A 17,026-nucleotide genomic window follows, 5' to 3' on the forward strand; every position below is an offset into this window, starting at 1 on the left:
TCGTATCGGTCAACGTCGGTGCAGCAGGCGACCGAAGAAACCACGCGGCTTCGTCGATGCCGCGGGCGGCGTGGCCGCCAGATCCGCCGCGAGCGTGCCGAGCGTGCCGTTGGCGATGTCCAGCAGGTTCATCGGTATCCCGGTGAGCTTGTGCACGCGCGTGGCCATGTCCACCGCCAGCAACGAATGACCGCCGACGTCGAAGAAGTTGTCGCTCGTACGCACGCGGGGCATGCCGAGCAGCTCCTGCCATACCGACGCGAGCAGGCGTTCCTGGTCGGTGCGAGGCGTGAGGTCGTGGTCCACGGCGTCCGTGCCGACCGGTGCAGGCAGCGGCAGTGCGTCGGTGTCGATCTCGCCATGGGGAAGGAGGGGAAAGGCCTCCAGCGCCGCGAGGTGGGTGGGCATCGCCCACGACGGGAGCGTGTCCGCCAGGGCCGCCCGAAGTTGCGCGGCGTCTACCGGTATCCCGGGCGCGCCGACCACGTAGGCGTCCACGCGCACGGTGCCGGCGGTGTCGTGGCGGGCGACCGCCAGCGCTTTGACGATACCCGGCCGCGCGAGCAGCGCGGTCTCGATCGCCGCCGGCTCGATGTCCATGCCGTGGCATCGCACACGGCGGCCGTCGCGTCCAAGGACCTGTACACGCCCCGCGCCGAGCCAACGCCCGCTATAGCCGGTGGCATGCGTGCCTGAGGCGCCGTGTTGCGGGTGGGCTCGCCGGCCGAAGGGCTGGGCGATCGCCGGGCCGCTCACCACGATGGCACCCGCCGCACCGATGGGGCACGGCTCGCCGTCGTCGTCCACGATCGACGTGGCGCATCCAGGCATCGGGCGACCCTCGTGCACGCCTTCGCCATCAAGGGCCGTTCGGCCGAGCGTGATGACGGGCGCCACCGACGCTTCGCCGAAGAGGTGCCATGCCTCCTGCCCGCGTTCCAGCCGGGGCATCGGACCGGCACAGACGACCCGGACGTCCGCACGGCCATGGGGGCTGTCGCCCACCCAGGTCGCGCCACGCGTCAGCGCGACGAGTGGCGCGAGCACCGAAAACGGATCGGCCGGCGACGCGTCACCCGACACGGTTTGCCCGGGTGACGGCGCGACCAGGCCGCCGAGTACGTCGACCAGACGCGCGGTGGCGTTCCATGAAAGCGCCGCCCCCCGAGCACGCGCGTCGGCGCCGACGCCGTACCACGCGATCAGCGGCGCCTCGTCGGCGACGGCGGGACGGGGCATCGGATCGCCGTCGTCGCCGATCGCGCGGTCGGTCCATACTGCGCAATCGGCGGGCCAGTCGAGCAGCGTTTCGAGCGCGGCGTCGCCGACCATCAGGGTCGCACGGGCGTCTGTGACCACGTCGCGCAGGTGCGCCGCGGGCGCGGCGCGGTCGAGCATCAGCACCGTCGCGCCCGTACGCATCGCCGCGAGCAGCGCGATGAGGTGGGTTTCGCCGGGCGCCACGCAGAGGCCGAGGGTACGCCCCGGGCGTGCGCCGCGCTCGATCATTGCCCGGGCCAGCCGCAGGCTGTGCGCCTGCAGCGTCGCGTATGTGACCGCGCGGCCATCGAGGCGAAGGGCCACATCGCCCGGCGAGGCCGCGACATGGGCATCGATCGCGTCGAGAACATTCCGGGGAGCGTCCGTGGGATCGGCGTTCCAGGCGCGCATGCGGTCGCGCTCGTCGCCGGTCGCGGCGATGAGGCAGCCGACGGCGATCGACGGATCGCGGATGACCGTGTGCATCATGCCTAGGTAGCGTTCGCGCATGAGCCTCGCGGTGTCGTCGCGCAGCAGGTCAGCGTTGTACGTCACACCGCCGACCATGCCGGCGTGGTTCTCGAGGAACCAAAGCCCCATGTCCTCGGTGGCCGCGCTCTGGAACAGCAGGATCTGCTCATGGGCCAGACCGCCCCAGTCGATCGTGCGCTGGCGGGCATCCTGGAACGAGAACAGCGCCTGGTAAAGCGTGGCGCCGCTGCCATGCCCGATCTTCAGTTCGCGCTGGAGGTACTCCAGGGGCACGTCCGGGTGGCCGAACGCATCCAGGGCGATACGCTTGACCTGCCGCACGAATTCCACGAACGAGAGCGACGGGTCGACATGCACGTGCAACGGCAGCAGGTTGTTGAAATACCCCATCACCGCTTCGAGTTCGGGCTGGTTGCGTCCGCGCACCGGCGTGCCCACCACGAGGTCGCGTTGGCCGGCGGAGCTGGACAACATGGCGTAGTACAGGGCCAGCAGGGTCATGTTGAGCGTGGCGTCGGCTTGCCGGGCGACCTCGTGCAGGGCCTGAGTGGTATCGCGGTCGACGCGTATCCACTGCGTGCGTCCCAGGCCTGACATACCCGGACGGCGCGGATGGTCCGTCGGCAAGGGGCGAATGGCGCCCATGCCGGCCAGGCGATCGCGCCAGACGTCGAGCTGCGCCTCGAACGCGGGCGTCTGGAGCCACCGCGTGTGCCATTGGGCGAAATCGCCATACGTGACGGCAAGCGGGGCGAGCGGCGAGGCATCGCCGGCGGCGAACGCCCGGTAGAGCGACGACAGCTCGTTGCAGAAGATGTCGAACGACCAGCCGTCCCAGATGATGTGGTGCGGCATGAAGAACAGGGCGTGTTCGTCGTCGGCGAGGCGGAACAGGCGTGCGCTGAACAGTGGTGCCACGCCGAGATCGAACGGGGTGTCGGTGAGTTGCTGAAGGCGCGCCATCAGTCGCGCTTCGCGCTCAGGCGGGGCGAGATGGCTCAGGTCCTCCGCGGGAAACAGGCGATGCTCGAGCCGGGGCTGCACCACCTGCACGATCTCCCCGTCATGCTCCTGGAAGGCCGTCCGCATCGCGGGCTGGCGCTGTATGAGCGCCTGGAACGCCATCTCGAAGGCGTGTTCGTCGAGCCGGCCGCGCAGGCGGTGCGCCGAGGGCGCGTTGTAGGTCACGCGGCCCGGCTGCATGGTCTCCAGCGCCCACAGGCGCCGCTGCATCAAGGAGAGGGGTGCGCGGTCTTGCGTCTCGCGCGCCACGATCGGCTCCACCGCCTCGGCTTCATGGCCCGAGAGCGTCTGGAGGGTGGCGGCCAACTGTTCGATGCTGGGGGCGTCGAACAGCGTGCGGAACGATAACGAGACGCCGAACTCACGGTTCAGCCGGGCGGTGAGTTGCGCGGCGAGCAAGGAGTGCCCGCCCAGGGCGAAGAAGTCGTCGCGCACGTCGAGGTCGGGAAGGCACAGCACGGTTTCCATCGCCGCGGCGACACGCCGTTCCGCGTCGCCGCGGGGCGCGATGCGTTCGCCGCGCTCCGTGGCAGACGGTGCCATCGGCGGTGGCAGCGCCGCCCGGTCGGTCTTTCCGTTGGGCAGAAGCGGCATGGCCGGGAGCACCACGATGTGCTGCGGCAGCATGTAGTCCGGCAGGCGCGAGCGCAGGCGGCCACGCAGCCCGTCTTCGTCGACCGTGCGGCCGGGTCGCGCCACCACGTACGCCACCAGTCGCACGTCGCCTGGGCGGTCCTCGCGGGCGATGACCAGCGCGCGGGCGAGGTCGGGCGAGTCGGCGAGCGCGGCTTCGATTTCACCCGGCTCGATCCGGTAGCCGCGCACCTTCACCTGGAAATCCAGGCGGCCAAGGTGCTCCAGCAAGCCGTTGGACAGCCAGCGGCCTTTGTCGCCGGTGCGATACATGCGGCTGTCGGGCATGTCCGACCACGGATCGGTCACGAAGCGTTCTGCCGTGAGATCGGGGCGATCGAGGTAACCCAGCGTCACACCCGCGCCACCGACGTACAGTTCGCCGGGCACGCCGAGCGGACACGGCATGCCGTGGTCGTCGAGCACGTGCACCGTCGTATTGGCGATCGGGCGACCGATGTAGATGCCCGACCGCGGGTCGGACACCCGCCAGAACGTCGAGTACACGGTGGTCTCGGTGGGGCCATAGCCGTTCCAGACCTCGCCGCAACGTTCGAGCAGGGCCTCGGCCAGATCCACGGGCAGCGGCTCACCCCCCGACACCGCGCGAAACGCCGGGCGGCCCTGCCAGCCCGCCTCGACCAGCAGGCGCCAGCCGGCGGGCGTGGCCTGCATCATGGTCGCGTCGCTGTCTTCGATGAGCCGGCGCAGTTGCGCACCGTCGCGCACGTCGTCGCGCCCGGCGATCACCACTTCCGCCCCGCTGGTCAGCGGCAACAGCAGCTCCATGAAAGCGATGTCGAAGGACAGCGTGGTGACGGCCACGAGGCGGTCATCCGGCGCAATGCCGGGGACGCGCTGCATCGCGGTGAGGAAGTTGGCGGCCGCGCGGTGTGGCACGCGCACCCCCTTGGGGCGACCGGTCGAGCCGGAGGTGAAGATCACATAGGCCACCGAATCCGGCGTGGCCGCGCGGCGGTCGCGTTCGGGACGTTCGAACGACGCGGCGGCCACCTCGTCACCGTCCAGCGCCATCACGCGGCCGCCGGGAAAGGCGAAGGGTACCGGCGTGCGGTCGTCGACCAGCAACGCCGCCAGCGCGGCATCCGTGGCCATGAAGGCCAGCCGGTCGGGCGGAAACGCCGGGTCGAGCGGTACGTAGCCGGCACCCGCCTTCAGCGTACCCAGGACGGCGGCAAGCATGTCGACGCTACGGCCGACGCACAGTCCCACCAGGTCGCCGTGGCCGATACCACGGTCGCGCAGGGCATTGGCGACGCGGTTGGCCCGCGATTCCAGCGCGGCGTAGCTGAGCGTACGGTCGGCATGGCGGACGGCGGCACGCTCCGGGGCGCGATCGACCTGGCGTTCGAAGAATTCGTGCGCGAGGCGCAGTTCGGGAAACGGCGTCGGCGCTGGCTGAAGGGCGGCCAGTTCGCGGTAGACCGCGTCGGACACCAGGGGCAGCGTCATCGCCGGTACATCGGGCGCGAGCGCCGCGTGGCGCATCAGCGTCGCGTAGGCATCGAGCCAGCCCTGCACCGTCGCGCCGTCGAACAGTTCGGCGCTGTACTGGCACTCCAGGCGCAGGCCATCGCCGGTCTGCACCGCGTTGACGAACAGCTCGAAGTTCTCGTACTCGCGCGGCACCGCCGCCACGTCGAAGCGCAACCCGGGGAAGCGCGCGGTGGTGTCGTCCATGCACGCGTCGAGGTTGAACAGCACGCTGACCAGTGGCAGGCGCGCCGGGTCGCGCGGAAGGGCGAGCTGGCCGAGCAGGTGGCCCAGCGTCGTCCGTTGGTGCCCGAAGGCGTCGAGCAGGTCGCCGCGAAGCGTGCGCAGCAGCGCGGAAAAGGTCAGGTCGCCGGTCACCCGCGCGCGCAGGGGCAGCACGTTGACCGCATGGCCCACGAGAGTATCCAGCCCGTCGGCCGCCTGGCCGGCCGTGGGGATGCCGACGATCACGTCGTCCTGCCCGGTGAGCCGTCGAAGCAGCAGCGCGAAGCCGGCCAGCAGCGTGGCGTACAGACTCGCGCCGTGACGCGCGCCGAGGTGGCGGATGGCGGCGAGTTCGGCGGAGGCGATCGTGCGGTCTTCGCGGCGCGAGGCGAAGCGACGGCGCCTCGGTCGCGGACGATCGGTGGGAAGGTCGAGCACCGGCAGCGTGCCGGCAAGGCGTCGCAGCCAGTAGGCGTCGTCGTCACGCGCCTCCACGGTGTCGGCATGGGCCGCCTCGTGCCGTGCGAAGGTCGAGAACGCGCTCGCCGGTGGCGGCATGGCTCCCTGGCCCGTCCGGTGCGCGTAGAGCGCGGCGAGGTCGCGCACGATCACGCCGAACGACCAGCCGTCGCACACGATGTGGTGGGCCGAAAGGGTCACGATGTGGCGGTCGTCCGCCAGGCGGAAAAGGTCCGCACGCACCAGCGGTCCGTCGACCAGGTCGAACGGCGTCGTGACGATGCGCGACCAGGCGGCCATCAGTCGCGCGTCGCTGTCGAAGGGCGGCAGGCGCGACAGGTCATGGGTGACCAGCGGCAGCAGGAGCCGGTCAGTGATGAACTGGTGTTCGCCGTCTTCGCTGAACGTGGCGCGCAACGCGTCGTGACGATCGACGACGTCCTGCAACGCCGCTTCGAGGGCCGGCAGGTCGGGCACGCCCCGGAACGTGAGGTGGATCGCTTCGTTGTAGGCCAGCGACGCCTCGGGATCGAGCCGTGACGCCAGCCATACCTCGCGCTGTGCCGCGGTCGTCGGCACCGCCGGCGAGGGCGGCGAGCCGGCGAACGGATCGTAGTCGACCGCCGTGGCGGCGGCCCCTTCGTGCGGTGTCATGCGGTCACCTTCAGGTATTTGCCGGGAGCGTCCGGATGGGGGACGAACCATGCAGGGCGGCCGTCCGGATCCTTGCCCAGCCGCGCGCCGGGCACCGGCGGCTGCGCGGCGTCGAGCGGCCGCGCCTCCTGCCGGCGCGGCAGGAAGCCGGCCTCCTGCATCTCGAGCACCGAGTCGCGGAAGGCATCCACGATCGCCTGGATGTCGGCGTCCTGGTGAGCCGTGGTGAAGAAGCACGGGAAGTGGTCGAGGATGTGGATGCTGCGGCTGCGCATCATCGCGAAGAGCAGGTCCTGCATCGGGTGGTCTTCGGTGAACTGGGTCTTCCACACCGAGGCGAAATGCACGATCTTCATCGGCGCGCCCACGCTGGCGCAGAACGCGTTCAACGTGGTGGCCATGGCCGCCACCCGGGCGTTGAGCGCCTCCTGCAGCGCGGGGCCGTGCGTCGCCAGGTGCGTAAGCACGGCGTGCGCGGCGGCCAACGCCAGCGGATGGCGCACGAACGTGCCGGCGAAGTAGGTCACGCCCACGGTCGGCACCGAATCGTCGCCGAAACGCCAGTCGCCCCCGTCGAGCGCATCCATGAAGCGACGCCGCCCGGCGATGACGCCGATGGGAAAGCCGCCGCCGACCACCTTGCCGTAGGCAGCCATGTCCGCGTCGATGCCGAGCACCGCCTGGGCGCCGCGGGGGTGCGAGCGGAAGCCGGTGACCACCTCGTCGAAGATCAGCAGTGCGCCGGAGGCCTCGGTGACGGCGCGCAGTTCGCGCAGGAATTCGACCGGCGCGAAATCGGGGCGTCGGCTCTGCACCGGCTCGACGAGCACGGCGGCGATCTCGTCGGCGCGCTCGCGGATGATCGCCAGCGACTCGGGCGTGCCGTAGTCGAGTACGAGCACGTGCTCGGCAGTGTTGCGAAGGATACCGGGCGCGGCGGGTACCGAGGTCAGCTTCTTCGTGCCACGGACGATCACCTCGTCGAAGATGCCGTGGTACGCGCCGGTGAAGATCACCAGCGTGTCGCGGCCGGTGACCGTGCGGGCCACGCGCACGCAACCCATCACGGCTTCCGAACCGGTGTTGCACAGGGCCGCGCGATCGAAGCCGGTGAGTTCGCAGATCTGCTTCGCCACCGTGCCGGCGAGCGGGTGTTGCGGTCCGATCTCGTAGCCCGCATCGAGCTGCGCACGCACCGCGTCGAGCACGAAGTCGGGCTGCCAGCCAAACAGGTTCATGCCGAAGCCGTTAAGGGCATCGACGTATTCGTTGCCGTCCAGATCCCAGACCTTGGCCCCTTTGGATCGTTCGACGACGATCGGGTAGACGATTTCCTTCAGCAGGGGACGGAACCCGTTCACCACGCGCGGATCGGCCAGGTGATCGCGATGCTCGCTCGTGTAGGCCTTGGACGCCTTCGTGCGTTCAATGTAGCGACGCATGAAGGCGTCCAGTCGTGCACGCTGCCGCGCCGTCAGTTCCGTCACGCCGCTGTGGATGCGGGCGATGGCGCCGAAGGCTTTCTTGACGTCGTAGCGGGTGTGTTCGAGCGCTTTCGCGTCGTCGTCACGCCCGGGCGACGAAAGAGGCATCGACCGCGTCGCCATGCTGGCGTCGGGCGCCTTTTCTGGCATGGCGGCGTGGCCGGACAGCAAGGCGAGTTGTGCCTGCATCACCTGCATCTGTTGCGCGATGACGTCCTGCACCAGGTTCGCCGACGCGGCGGCGGTGAGCGGCGCGCGGTCGGCGATCGTCGCCACCGGCACCGCGACGGGCGCCGTCGCCTCGGGCGGCAGGAGCCGATCGATATGCGCCGCCAGCGCCGCGAACGACGAACAGCCGTCCATGAGTTCGCGGAAGGGGATCTTCAGCGCATACGTTTTCTGCAGCTGCAGCGCCACCTGGGTCAATGCGAGCGAATCCAGCCCGAGTTCCACGAAGTGTGCGTTCGCGTCGACACCGCCGAGTTCGTTCCCCGACACGTCTTCGAAAAGGGCAAAAAGTTCTTCCGTGAGGCGTTGCGTGCGGGAAGACGCGAGGGCGATGGGCATGGGGGGCTCCGGTACGGCGGGCAGGGCGGGTGGCGCGGACGACGTGTCGAGGGGAAGCGCGGCGGCGATCGCCGTGACCGATGCCGGGATGCGGGCGTCGATCCAGTGCCGCTTGCGCTCGAAGGGATAGGTGGGTAAGCGCACCCGCCGCCGATGACTCCGGTGATCGAGCACGCCGAGGTCGATGTCGACACCGTCGCTCCACAGCGTGCCGACGGCGTCGAGCCAGACGCGCCGTTCGGCGCCCGCATCGGCATCCAGCGAGGCGACGACGAGCCGCCCACGGCTTTGCGCGTGTTGCCGCGCGAGGTGGGTGAGACTGGCCCGCGGCCCGACCTCGACAAACACATGCCGGGTGTTCTCGAGCGCGAAGGACAGGGCGGTCGAAAATCGTACCGTCTGACGTAGCTGGTGCGCCCAATAGTCGGCCGACATCGCCTCGTCGTCGGTGAGCGGGCGGCCGGTCACGGTGGAGATCACCGGGATGGATGGCGCGCGCCGCGCCATCCCGGCGATGTCGGCCAGAAGCGCGCCGACGGCGGGATCCATCATCGACGAGTGAAACGCATGCGAGGTATGCAACGGGCGACAGGCCACGCCGTCGGCTTCCAGGGCGGCCCGGAACCGCGCGATGTCACCGTGGGGGCCGGACACCACGCTCGCGTTCGGTGCGTTTTCGGCGGCCAGGCACAGATTCGCCGGCAGGCGTGCGACGAGTTCGGCGGCGCCCAGGCGTATCGACAGCATCGCGCCGGCCGGGAGCGCCTGCATCAGGCGCCCGCGGCGGACGACCAGGCGTGCGGCGTCGGCCAGCGTAAAGACGCCGGCGATCGCCGCGGCGGCGAATTCACCGACGCTGTGGCCGATGAGCGCGGCTGGTTGCACGCCGATGCTCATCCACAGTCGCGCCAGCGCATACTCGAGCGCGAACGTCGCCGGCTGGGTCAGCGCGGTGGCCTTCAGCGCCTCGTCATCGCTGTCGAACAGCCGCTCGCGCAGGTCGACGCCGAGTGCGTCGCGCAGCAGCGTGGCGACCTCGTCGAAGGCGGCGCGGAAGACCGGTTCGGTCGCGTGCAGCTCGCGGCCCATGCCGCTGTACTGGGATCCCTGGCCGGGAAAGAGGAATACCACGTCAGGGCGCGGATCCTGGCAGCCGCGGCCGGTGGACGCCGCGGCGATGTCGCGAAGGCCCGTGACCGCCGCATCGGTCGATCCTGCCACGACGTGGCAGCGCCGTGCGAAGGCCTTGCGCCCCACGCCGAGCGTCCAGGCGACGTCGGCGAGGTTGGATTGCGGATGCGCGGCGAGGTGGTCGGCGAGCCGTGCGGCAGACGTCGCCAGCGCCGCCGGGCTTCGCGCGGAGAGTACGAGCAACTGGCTGCCGCTGGCAGGGTCCGACGGCGCGCGTGGCGGCGCCTCGCCGAGAATCACGTGGGCGTTGGTGCCGCCGACGCCGAAGGAACTCACCCCCGCCAGCAGCGGGGTGCACGCGGTCTGCCATGGCCGCAGGGACGACTGCACGATGAACGGCGAGGTGTCCAACCCTAGCCGGGGGTTGGGCACGGTGTAATGCAACGACGGCGGCAGGCGGCGTTCGCTCATCGCCATGGCGGTTTTGATCACGCCCGCGGCGCCGGCGGCCATCACCAGGTGACCGACGTTGCTCTTGAGCGAGCCGATGGCGCAGAAGCCGACGTCGTCGGTGTACTGGCGAAAGGCCTGGGTCAGCCCGTCGAGTTCGATCGGGTCGCCGAGCGGCGTCGCGGTACCGTGTGCCTCGACGTACGAAATGTCTCGCGCACTCACGCCGGCATCGCGCAGCGCCATCGTGATCACAGCGGCCTGGCCGGCCGCGTGGGGCGCGGTGAAGCTGGCCTTAGCGGCGCCGTCGTTGTTTACCGCCACGCCACGGATCACCGCGTGCACGGTGTCGCCGTCGCGCAACGCATCGGAAAGCCGTTTTAGCAGCACCACGGCGGCCCCGTCGCTGAACACGGTGCCCCCGGCCCGCGCGTCGAACGTGCGGGTATGGCCGTCGGGCGACAGCATCGAACCGTCCTGTGCCACGTACCCGCTTTGCGGCGGGCAGGCGATCGACACGCCACCGGCCAGGGCCATGCCGCACCGCCCGGCCCGCAGGGCATCGAACGCCTGGGCGATCGCCACCAGCGACGTGGAACAGGCGGTGTTGAGGCTGACCGCCGGGCCGGTGAGATTGAGCTTGTACGCCACGCGCGTGGCGAGGTAATCCTTCTCGTTGCCGAGCATCACCGCGAATGCGCCGAGGGTGTCGATCAGCGCCTGGCGTCCCGCGAGGTGGCGCTGGAAATACGTGGCGTTATGCATGCCGCCGAACACGCCGACGGGCACGTCATGACGGTCGGGTACGTAGCCGCCGCGTTCGAGGCACTCCCAGCACAGTTCGAGAAACATCCGCTGTTGCGGGTCGGTCAGTTCCGCCTCGCGCGGGGTCATGCCGAAAAACGCGTCATCGAACGCGTCGACGCCGTCGAGCACGCCGCGTGCGGCGACGTAGCCGGGCTCGTCGCGTTCCGCGCCGATCGACGGATCGAGCTCATCGGGACCGAAGACGCGGATCGACTCGCGACCCGCGCAGAGGTTCTCCCAGAACGTTTCCACGTCGGCGGCGCCGGGGAAGCGACCCGCCATCGCGACGATGGCGACCGATTCGCCCACGGCGGCTTCGCATTCGGTGAGGCGCCCGGCCAGTGTCGGCGCCTCGTGGCCCTCGACGAGCGCCGCCAGCGCCGCGGGCGTCGGCCGGTCGAAAAACCCGACCAGCGTCGGCGTGCGGGACAGGTCCGCGTGTATGCGTCCCATGGCCTTGGTGGCCAGCAGCGAACTGCCGCCCAGGTCGAAGAAGTTGTCGTCGCGGCCCACCGGTGCCAGTCCCAGCGTATCGGCGAAGATCGCGCAGAGCCGGGCTTCGGTCGCGCTTTGCGGGGCGCTGTAGGGCTCGGCCAGTGCCGGCCTTTCCGCGCCCGGGTCCGGCAGCGCGTGCCGGTCGAGCTTGCCGTTGGCATTGATCGGCATGGTATCCAGCCGCATCCACGCCGTGGGAAGCATGTAATCGGGCAGCCGTGCCGCAAGCCGTTCGCGCAGGCCCCGGGCATCGAGCGATGCGTCACGCGCGACGTACCACGCGACGAGGCGTTTCTCGCCAAGGTATCCGTCACGGGCCGCTACGGCGGCATCGGCGACGCCAGGCAGGGCACGCAACGCCACTTCGATTTCGCCGGTTTCGATTCGGTGCCCGCGGATCTTCACCTGGCCGTCCCGACGTCCGATGAATTCGAAGGCGCCGTCGTCGCGTTGCCGCACGAGGTCCCCGGTGCGATAGAGCCTGCCGTGTGCCGACGCGATGAACCGCTCGGCCGTGAGCTCCGGCCGGTTGAGGTATCCCTTTGCGATGCCCGTGCCGCCGACGTAAAGCTCACCGTCGATGACGTACAGCGATGTCTCCCCGATGGCCGTGCCGATGGGCACGGTGGCGGCATCGGCCGGCAGGTCGCGAGGGATCGTGTAGGTGGTGGCGAACGTGGTGCATTCCGTCGGGCCGTAGCCGTTGACGAGCGTGGTGTCGGGAAGGGCAGCCAGCGCCTTGCGCACGTGGGGTACCGACAACGCCTCGCCACCGGTCAGCACACAGCGCAGACTGGCGAGGTGTCGCGGGTCGTCGTCGACGATGGCGTTGAACAAGGCGGCGGTGAGCCACGCGTGATCGGCACCATGCCGACGGACGGCATCGGCGATGCTGGCGCCCGTGGGCACGCAGGCATCGTGTATCACGCACGCGCCGCCGTTGAGCAGCGGCGCGAAGATTTCCAGTGTCGACGCATCGAAGCCCAACGGCGCGGCATGGAGGAAGCGCGGGGCGTCGAAATCGATGAAGTCGGAGCGGAGCACCAGGCGCAGGATCGATGCGTGCCGGATTTCGACACCCTTTGGCTGTCCCGTGGAACCCGAGGTGAACATGGCATAGGCCACCGTTTCACCGTTATGGTGATCGGGACGCCATGTGGACGACGAGGTGCCAGGCCGTGTCGAGACGTCGGCCGCGATCACCGTGCGTCGCGCGAGGGGTACCCGCCCAGTCAGGCCGGACGGCTCGTTGCACAGCACCGCGTTCACCCGCGCGTCATCCAGCACGAACGCCAACCGTTCGTCGGGCCAGCGCGTGTCGACCGGCAGGTAGGCGGCCCCGGCCTTGAGGATGGCGAAGATGGCGACGATCGCGTCGGGCGAGCGGTCCATCGCCAGGCCCACGTAGCTGTCGGGCGCAACGCCTCGGGCGAGAAGCTCGGCCGCGAGCGCGTCGCTACGCGTGTCCAGTTGCGCGTAGGTGAGGGTACCGGCGTCCGAAGCGATCGCGGTGCGATCGGCGAACGCCTTCGCGGTGCGCCGGAAGCGGCCATGCACGGTGAGGTCGAGGGTCGCGTCGTAAGGCATGCGTTCGTGGCTCATCGCGCGCGCTCCGACGTCGCCGTCCGGGTCCGGGCTCGGCAGAGCGGCCTAGGCCGGACGGCCAGCCGGCGGCACGGTGGCGAGCCGGCACCCGATGGCGTCCCGTCCATCGTCGCCGCGCGTCGCGTCCATCCTCTCCTCGTACCGACCATCACGTGGTTCCCCTGATGCGACAAGGGGCCGGATGGCCCCTTGGTTCACACATCATTTATAGCCATGGGAGGCACGCAGGCCTATACGACAGGCGGGCTAGCCGTGCGGTCGCCTCATGCGGCGACCGCGAACGAGTCCCGGTGGACGGTGCCGGTACACCGGACGCGGCCTTCGTCGGTTCCATCGCGCGGTATCACGACTTCATCTTGAAGAAATCCAGGTGGATGGTGTCTTTGCAGATGACGCGTATCCATTTGATCTGCTTCCCGGACGGCGCGTCGACGAGCACCTCCTGCGCCGATGGCGAGGCTTGCAGCGATACGTGCTTCAACGCACTCCACGAATCGCTGAAGTTGCTACCCAGGTCGGCGTAGAAGTCGAGCGTGATCGGGTCGTCGATGCTGCTTACCGCGAAGCGGATGCGTGACCAGCTTTTGAACAGTTCACACAGCACCCGCTTCTCCACCAGGGTGCTGGACCGATCGTTACCGATACGCAGGACGCGACCCGAATACATGTCCGCCACGGCGTTCGATACGCTTTTGACACCGATGAACTGCTCCTGCGACGGCAAGTGATGGCGGTCGAAGAACCAGTGGAAGGTGCCATCGAAACGCAGCTGTGCGCCGCTGGTCTTCGAACTGATGTCGGTGATGGGTGAGCTGTCGAAATCGAAGGTCGTATCCCAGGCGGGCGGTGTCGATGTCACGGTCAGGGTCTTCGTCGCCTGCTTGCCTGCGCCGTCGGTGGCGGAGATCACGGTGGTGCCGGCCCGGAGGGCGCGGCACGCTCCCGTTGATCGGTCGATGGTGGCGACGGATGTCGTGCCGGATGCGTATGCGTAGTCGCCCGAGCCACCGCTTGCCGTGAACTGTCCGCTCTCGGTGACTTTCAGTGTCGTGGGACCGCTGAGGGTAAGGGGCGGTGCGGCGGCCTGCACGGTAAGGGTCTTCGTGGCCTTGTTGCCTGCACCGTCGGTGACGGAGATCACGGTGGTGCCGGCCCGGAGGGCGCTGCACGCTCCCGTCGATGGGGCGATGGTGGCGACGGATGTCGTGCTGGATGCGTATGCGTAGTCGCCCATGCCCCCGCTTGCCGTGAACTGTCCGCTCTCGGCGACTTTCAGCGTATCTGGGCCACTGAGGGTGAGGGGCTGCGTGGCGGCCTGCACGGTAAGGGTCTTCGTGGCCTGCTTGCCTGCGCCGTCGGTGACCGAGATCTCCGTGGTACCGGCCGCAAGCGTGGAGCACAATCCACTCGTGCGGTGGATGATCGCCACGGATGTCACACTGGACGCGTACACGTAAGCGCCCGTACCTCCGCTGGCCTGGAACTGTCCGCTCGCGCCTTTTTGCAGGACGCTGGGCCCGTCCAGATCGAGCGGCGCGGCTACGGCGTCGACGACAAGCGACGCCTGCGCGCCGACGCCTCGGGCGTCGGTCACCTTGATGAAGGTGGTTCCCGCCGAGAATGCCTCGCAGAACCCCGTCGCGCTGTCGATGCTCGCAACGAACGACTGGGTGGACGAGAACGCGTACGGCGGCGTTCCCCCGGCGGCGACGTACGTCTGCGTCTCGCCGACGGTCATGGGCGAGGTGCCCGACAGGGTGAGCGGATCTACGATGGGCAGCCGTAGCCGGTAGACCTGTTCCGGAAACGTCACCGCGTCGCTTTCGCCGCCCTGGGGCCTGAACGCCACCCGGCACGCCAGCGTGAGCGCGGTGCCGTCGGGCAGGGACTCCAGCCTTGCACGGATTGCCGTGCTGTCGCTGAGACCGCTGATCGCCTCGGTAGACGTCACTCGTGTGCCATCGCGCAGTCGCACGACGTCGCCGCCGTCGATACGCACGTCGATCCATGCCGCCTGACCGGCGGCGATCAGCGGCCACGGCGCCACGGTGGCGACGGGTTCGCCGACGAATGCGCCAAGATCCAGTTCGGTGCCGTTGGCCTGGGTAAAGCGGGGCCGGGGCAGTGATGGATCGGCATCGGCGAATTCACCGATCGTCAGAGTCAACGGATCGGACGCGTGCGGCGTGCCCGCACGAAACACGGTGTAGGTCACGACGACCGATTGGCCGAGGTAAGGCGCGATCTCGGGGGCGGGTATCGCAAACGCAAGGGACGGACCGCCCGGCTGGGTGGTGGACGTGTAACTGCCGAACTGGGCGGTCACCAGGTCACCCTGCGTGAATTCGACAGAGGCCGGCACGCGCACCGTGATGCCGTCTTTCGCTGCTGCCGGGCTCAATGCACCGCCGCTGGCTTCGGGTACAGTCGGGGCGGGTAGCCTGCCGACGCCGGTGCCCACCGTGTACACCGCTTCCGCGGAGCGTTCGACGGCACCGTTGCGGATTCGCGTATAGCTGAGGGTGACCGTACCCGTGAGATTGGGTACCAGGTGCGCGGCTTTGCCCACGAAGAACCGCGCGGACGGTTCGCGTAGCGTGACCTCGTCGTTGAACACCCCCGACACGCTGCCTCGCCATGTCAGGAGGATACGATCGCCGGCGGCAAGGGAGGGTTCGGGAATCGTCACTTCCACGCCCAGGGCGCCATCGACGTCGTCGGGATCGATGGTGGTGCCACGCGCCTGGGGAAGTTCGGGTGCCCGGAGCGTCGGGCTCACGTCACCCAGAACGGTGTACGTACGCGTCGGCGAGGTCAGGCGGGTGCGTAACAGGCGGGAGGGCTGCCCGGCCTGCCGGAGGTGCCGTCCGGCGACGTCGTCATAGATCTCCACCGCATAGCCGAACGTGGCGGCGCGTCCCGCCAACGCGCGCACCTTTTCGGCGGGCGTGACAAAGGTCAGCGGGCGGGGCGTGCCTTCGCTCACGACACGGTCGTCTTCGTCGAACACGATCGCGCCGGCGGCATTCGTGCCGGTCATGGTGTAGGTGACTTTCGCGCCGTTGACGATCAAGGCGTTGTCGACGACTTCCACGTGCGCACCGCTGGCGACCCACGCCGGGTCGATCGTGGCCCCGACGGCCTCGACGACGCGTGGCGCTGGCAACGTCACGGCACGGCCCGAGAAGTGAAGGGTCAGGCTATTGGATCGCAGGGTTTGCTGCCCCCGGGTGCGCGCATACCAGACCTGGCCACTGCTTTGCACCATCTGCCTCAACACGGCATTCGGTAGCGGGAGGTCGATCACGGGCTTTGCGACGGGTGTGGATGCGCTGGCATAGCGGACCTCCTCCCCGGTCGCGCGCGTTCCGACCAGGTGCAACACCACGAGGTCGCCGCTTTTGAGGCCAAAGAGATTGGCCGTGGCATCCGCTTCCCCCAGCGTGTCGAGGTCGAGCACGACACGATCGTCGACCACCTCGGCCTCCTCGACCCATGGCGCGTCCGGTGCGTCGGGGTCGCTGACCTCCACGGTGCCGGCGGGCGACCACTGCGACCACGTGGAAACGGCATCGTAGATCTGGTAGTTCACGTTGATGTCGACACCGATGCCGCCGTCGGCGACGACCTCGGGCGATACGTCGACGACGATGTCCTTGCCGATGGCGTCGTCGTCGAGCGGTCCGACGACGAGCTCGTTACGCTCCCGCCCCCAGCGTACGGTGATGACGTCGCCCGCAGCCATGTTCTCGTAGGGCGCGATCGTGACCTTGGCGCCATCGCCCGGTTCGACGATCAACGGTGCGACGGCTGGCGGATCGAGATTCTCGTTGCGGAAGGGCGTCTCCGGATCGGTATCCAGGCCACCGGGTTTCTCGAGCTTGACCCGCAGGTCGATGGGCGTGGACTCCACCGGCACGCCCAGAGCGCCGGTGACGCGCGCGAACAGCGAGTAGGTACCGCTGCCTTTGCCGATGATCGCGTAGGCGTTTATCGTCATCGTGACGACCTTGTACTTGTCGTCTTCGCCCGCGTTCGCCTGGGCCACGGGGCGATCGTCGCCGCTCAGAAAGAGCTGGACCGTATCGCCGTTTTCGAAACCATCCCACGGCCCGACCTGGGCGATCACGCCGCCGGCGGGATCGTGGTAGAGATCGTCGTAGCCTAATCCGCCGTCGAGTGCGGCAGGAACGATCACCGCGGGAAGCGGGGTGCGAGGCGTGGGGGTGTGGTAACGATCGTCCATG

The 17,026-nt window shown here is 69.1% G+C and carries 3 protein-coding genes; all 3 read right to left on the bottom strand.

All coding sequences use genetic code 11. From position 1 onward, the window contains the following. Positions 1-9 precede the first annotated feature (9 nt). Positions 10-6,240 carry a non-ribosomal peptide synthetase gene (locus PI246_RS13420; protein WP_320551812.1) on the bottom strand — a complete coding sequence of 2,077 codons (6,231 nt, stop codon included), beginning with the start codon at positions 6,238-6,240 and terminating at the stop codon, positions 10-12. Next, the gene (locus tag PI246_RS13425; RefSeq protein ID WP_320551813.1) at positions 6,237-12,776 is read right to left on the bottom strand and encodes a polyketide synthase; all 6,540 of its coding nucleotides are present in this window, start codon (positions 12,774-12,776) and stop codon (positions 6,237-6,239) included. The genes PI246_RS13420 and PI246_RS13425 overlap by 4 nt, the downstream gene beginning before the upstream one ends. Positions 12,777-13,122: 346 nt before the next feature. Continuing rightward, a complete protein-coding gene (locus tag PI246_RS13430; protein ID WP_320551814.1) occupies positions 13,123-17,025 on the bottom strand; it encodes a hypothetical protein in 3,903 nt (1,300 codons plus the stop codon). Between the last annotated feature and the right edge of the window lies 1 nt (position 17,026).

The organism is Luteibacter sahnii (genome assembly GCF_034063545.1).
Classification (GTDB): Bacteria; Pseudomonadota; Gammaproteobacteria; order Xanthomonadales; family Rhodanobacteraceae; genus Luteibacter; species Luteibacter sahnii.

What these genes read in the sequence shown, in the direction of transcription:
- PI246_RS13420 (WP_320551812.1), bottom strand. Translation starts at nt 6,240, where the DNA reads ATGACACCGCACGAAGGGGCCGCCGCCACGGCGGTCGACTACGATCCG.
- PI246_RS13425 (WP_320551813.1), bottom strand. Translation starts at nt 12,776, where the DNA reads ATGAGCCACGAACGCATGCCTTACGACGCGACCCTCGACCTCACCGTG.
- PI246_RS13430 (WP_320551814.1), bottom strand. Translation starts at nt 17,025, where the DNA reads ATGGACGATCGTTACCACACCCCCACGCCTCGCACCCCGCTTCCCGCG.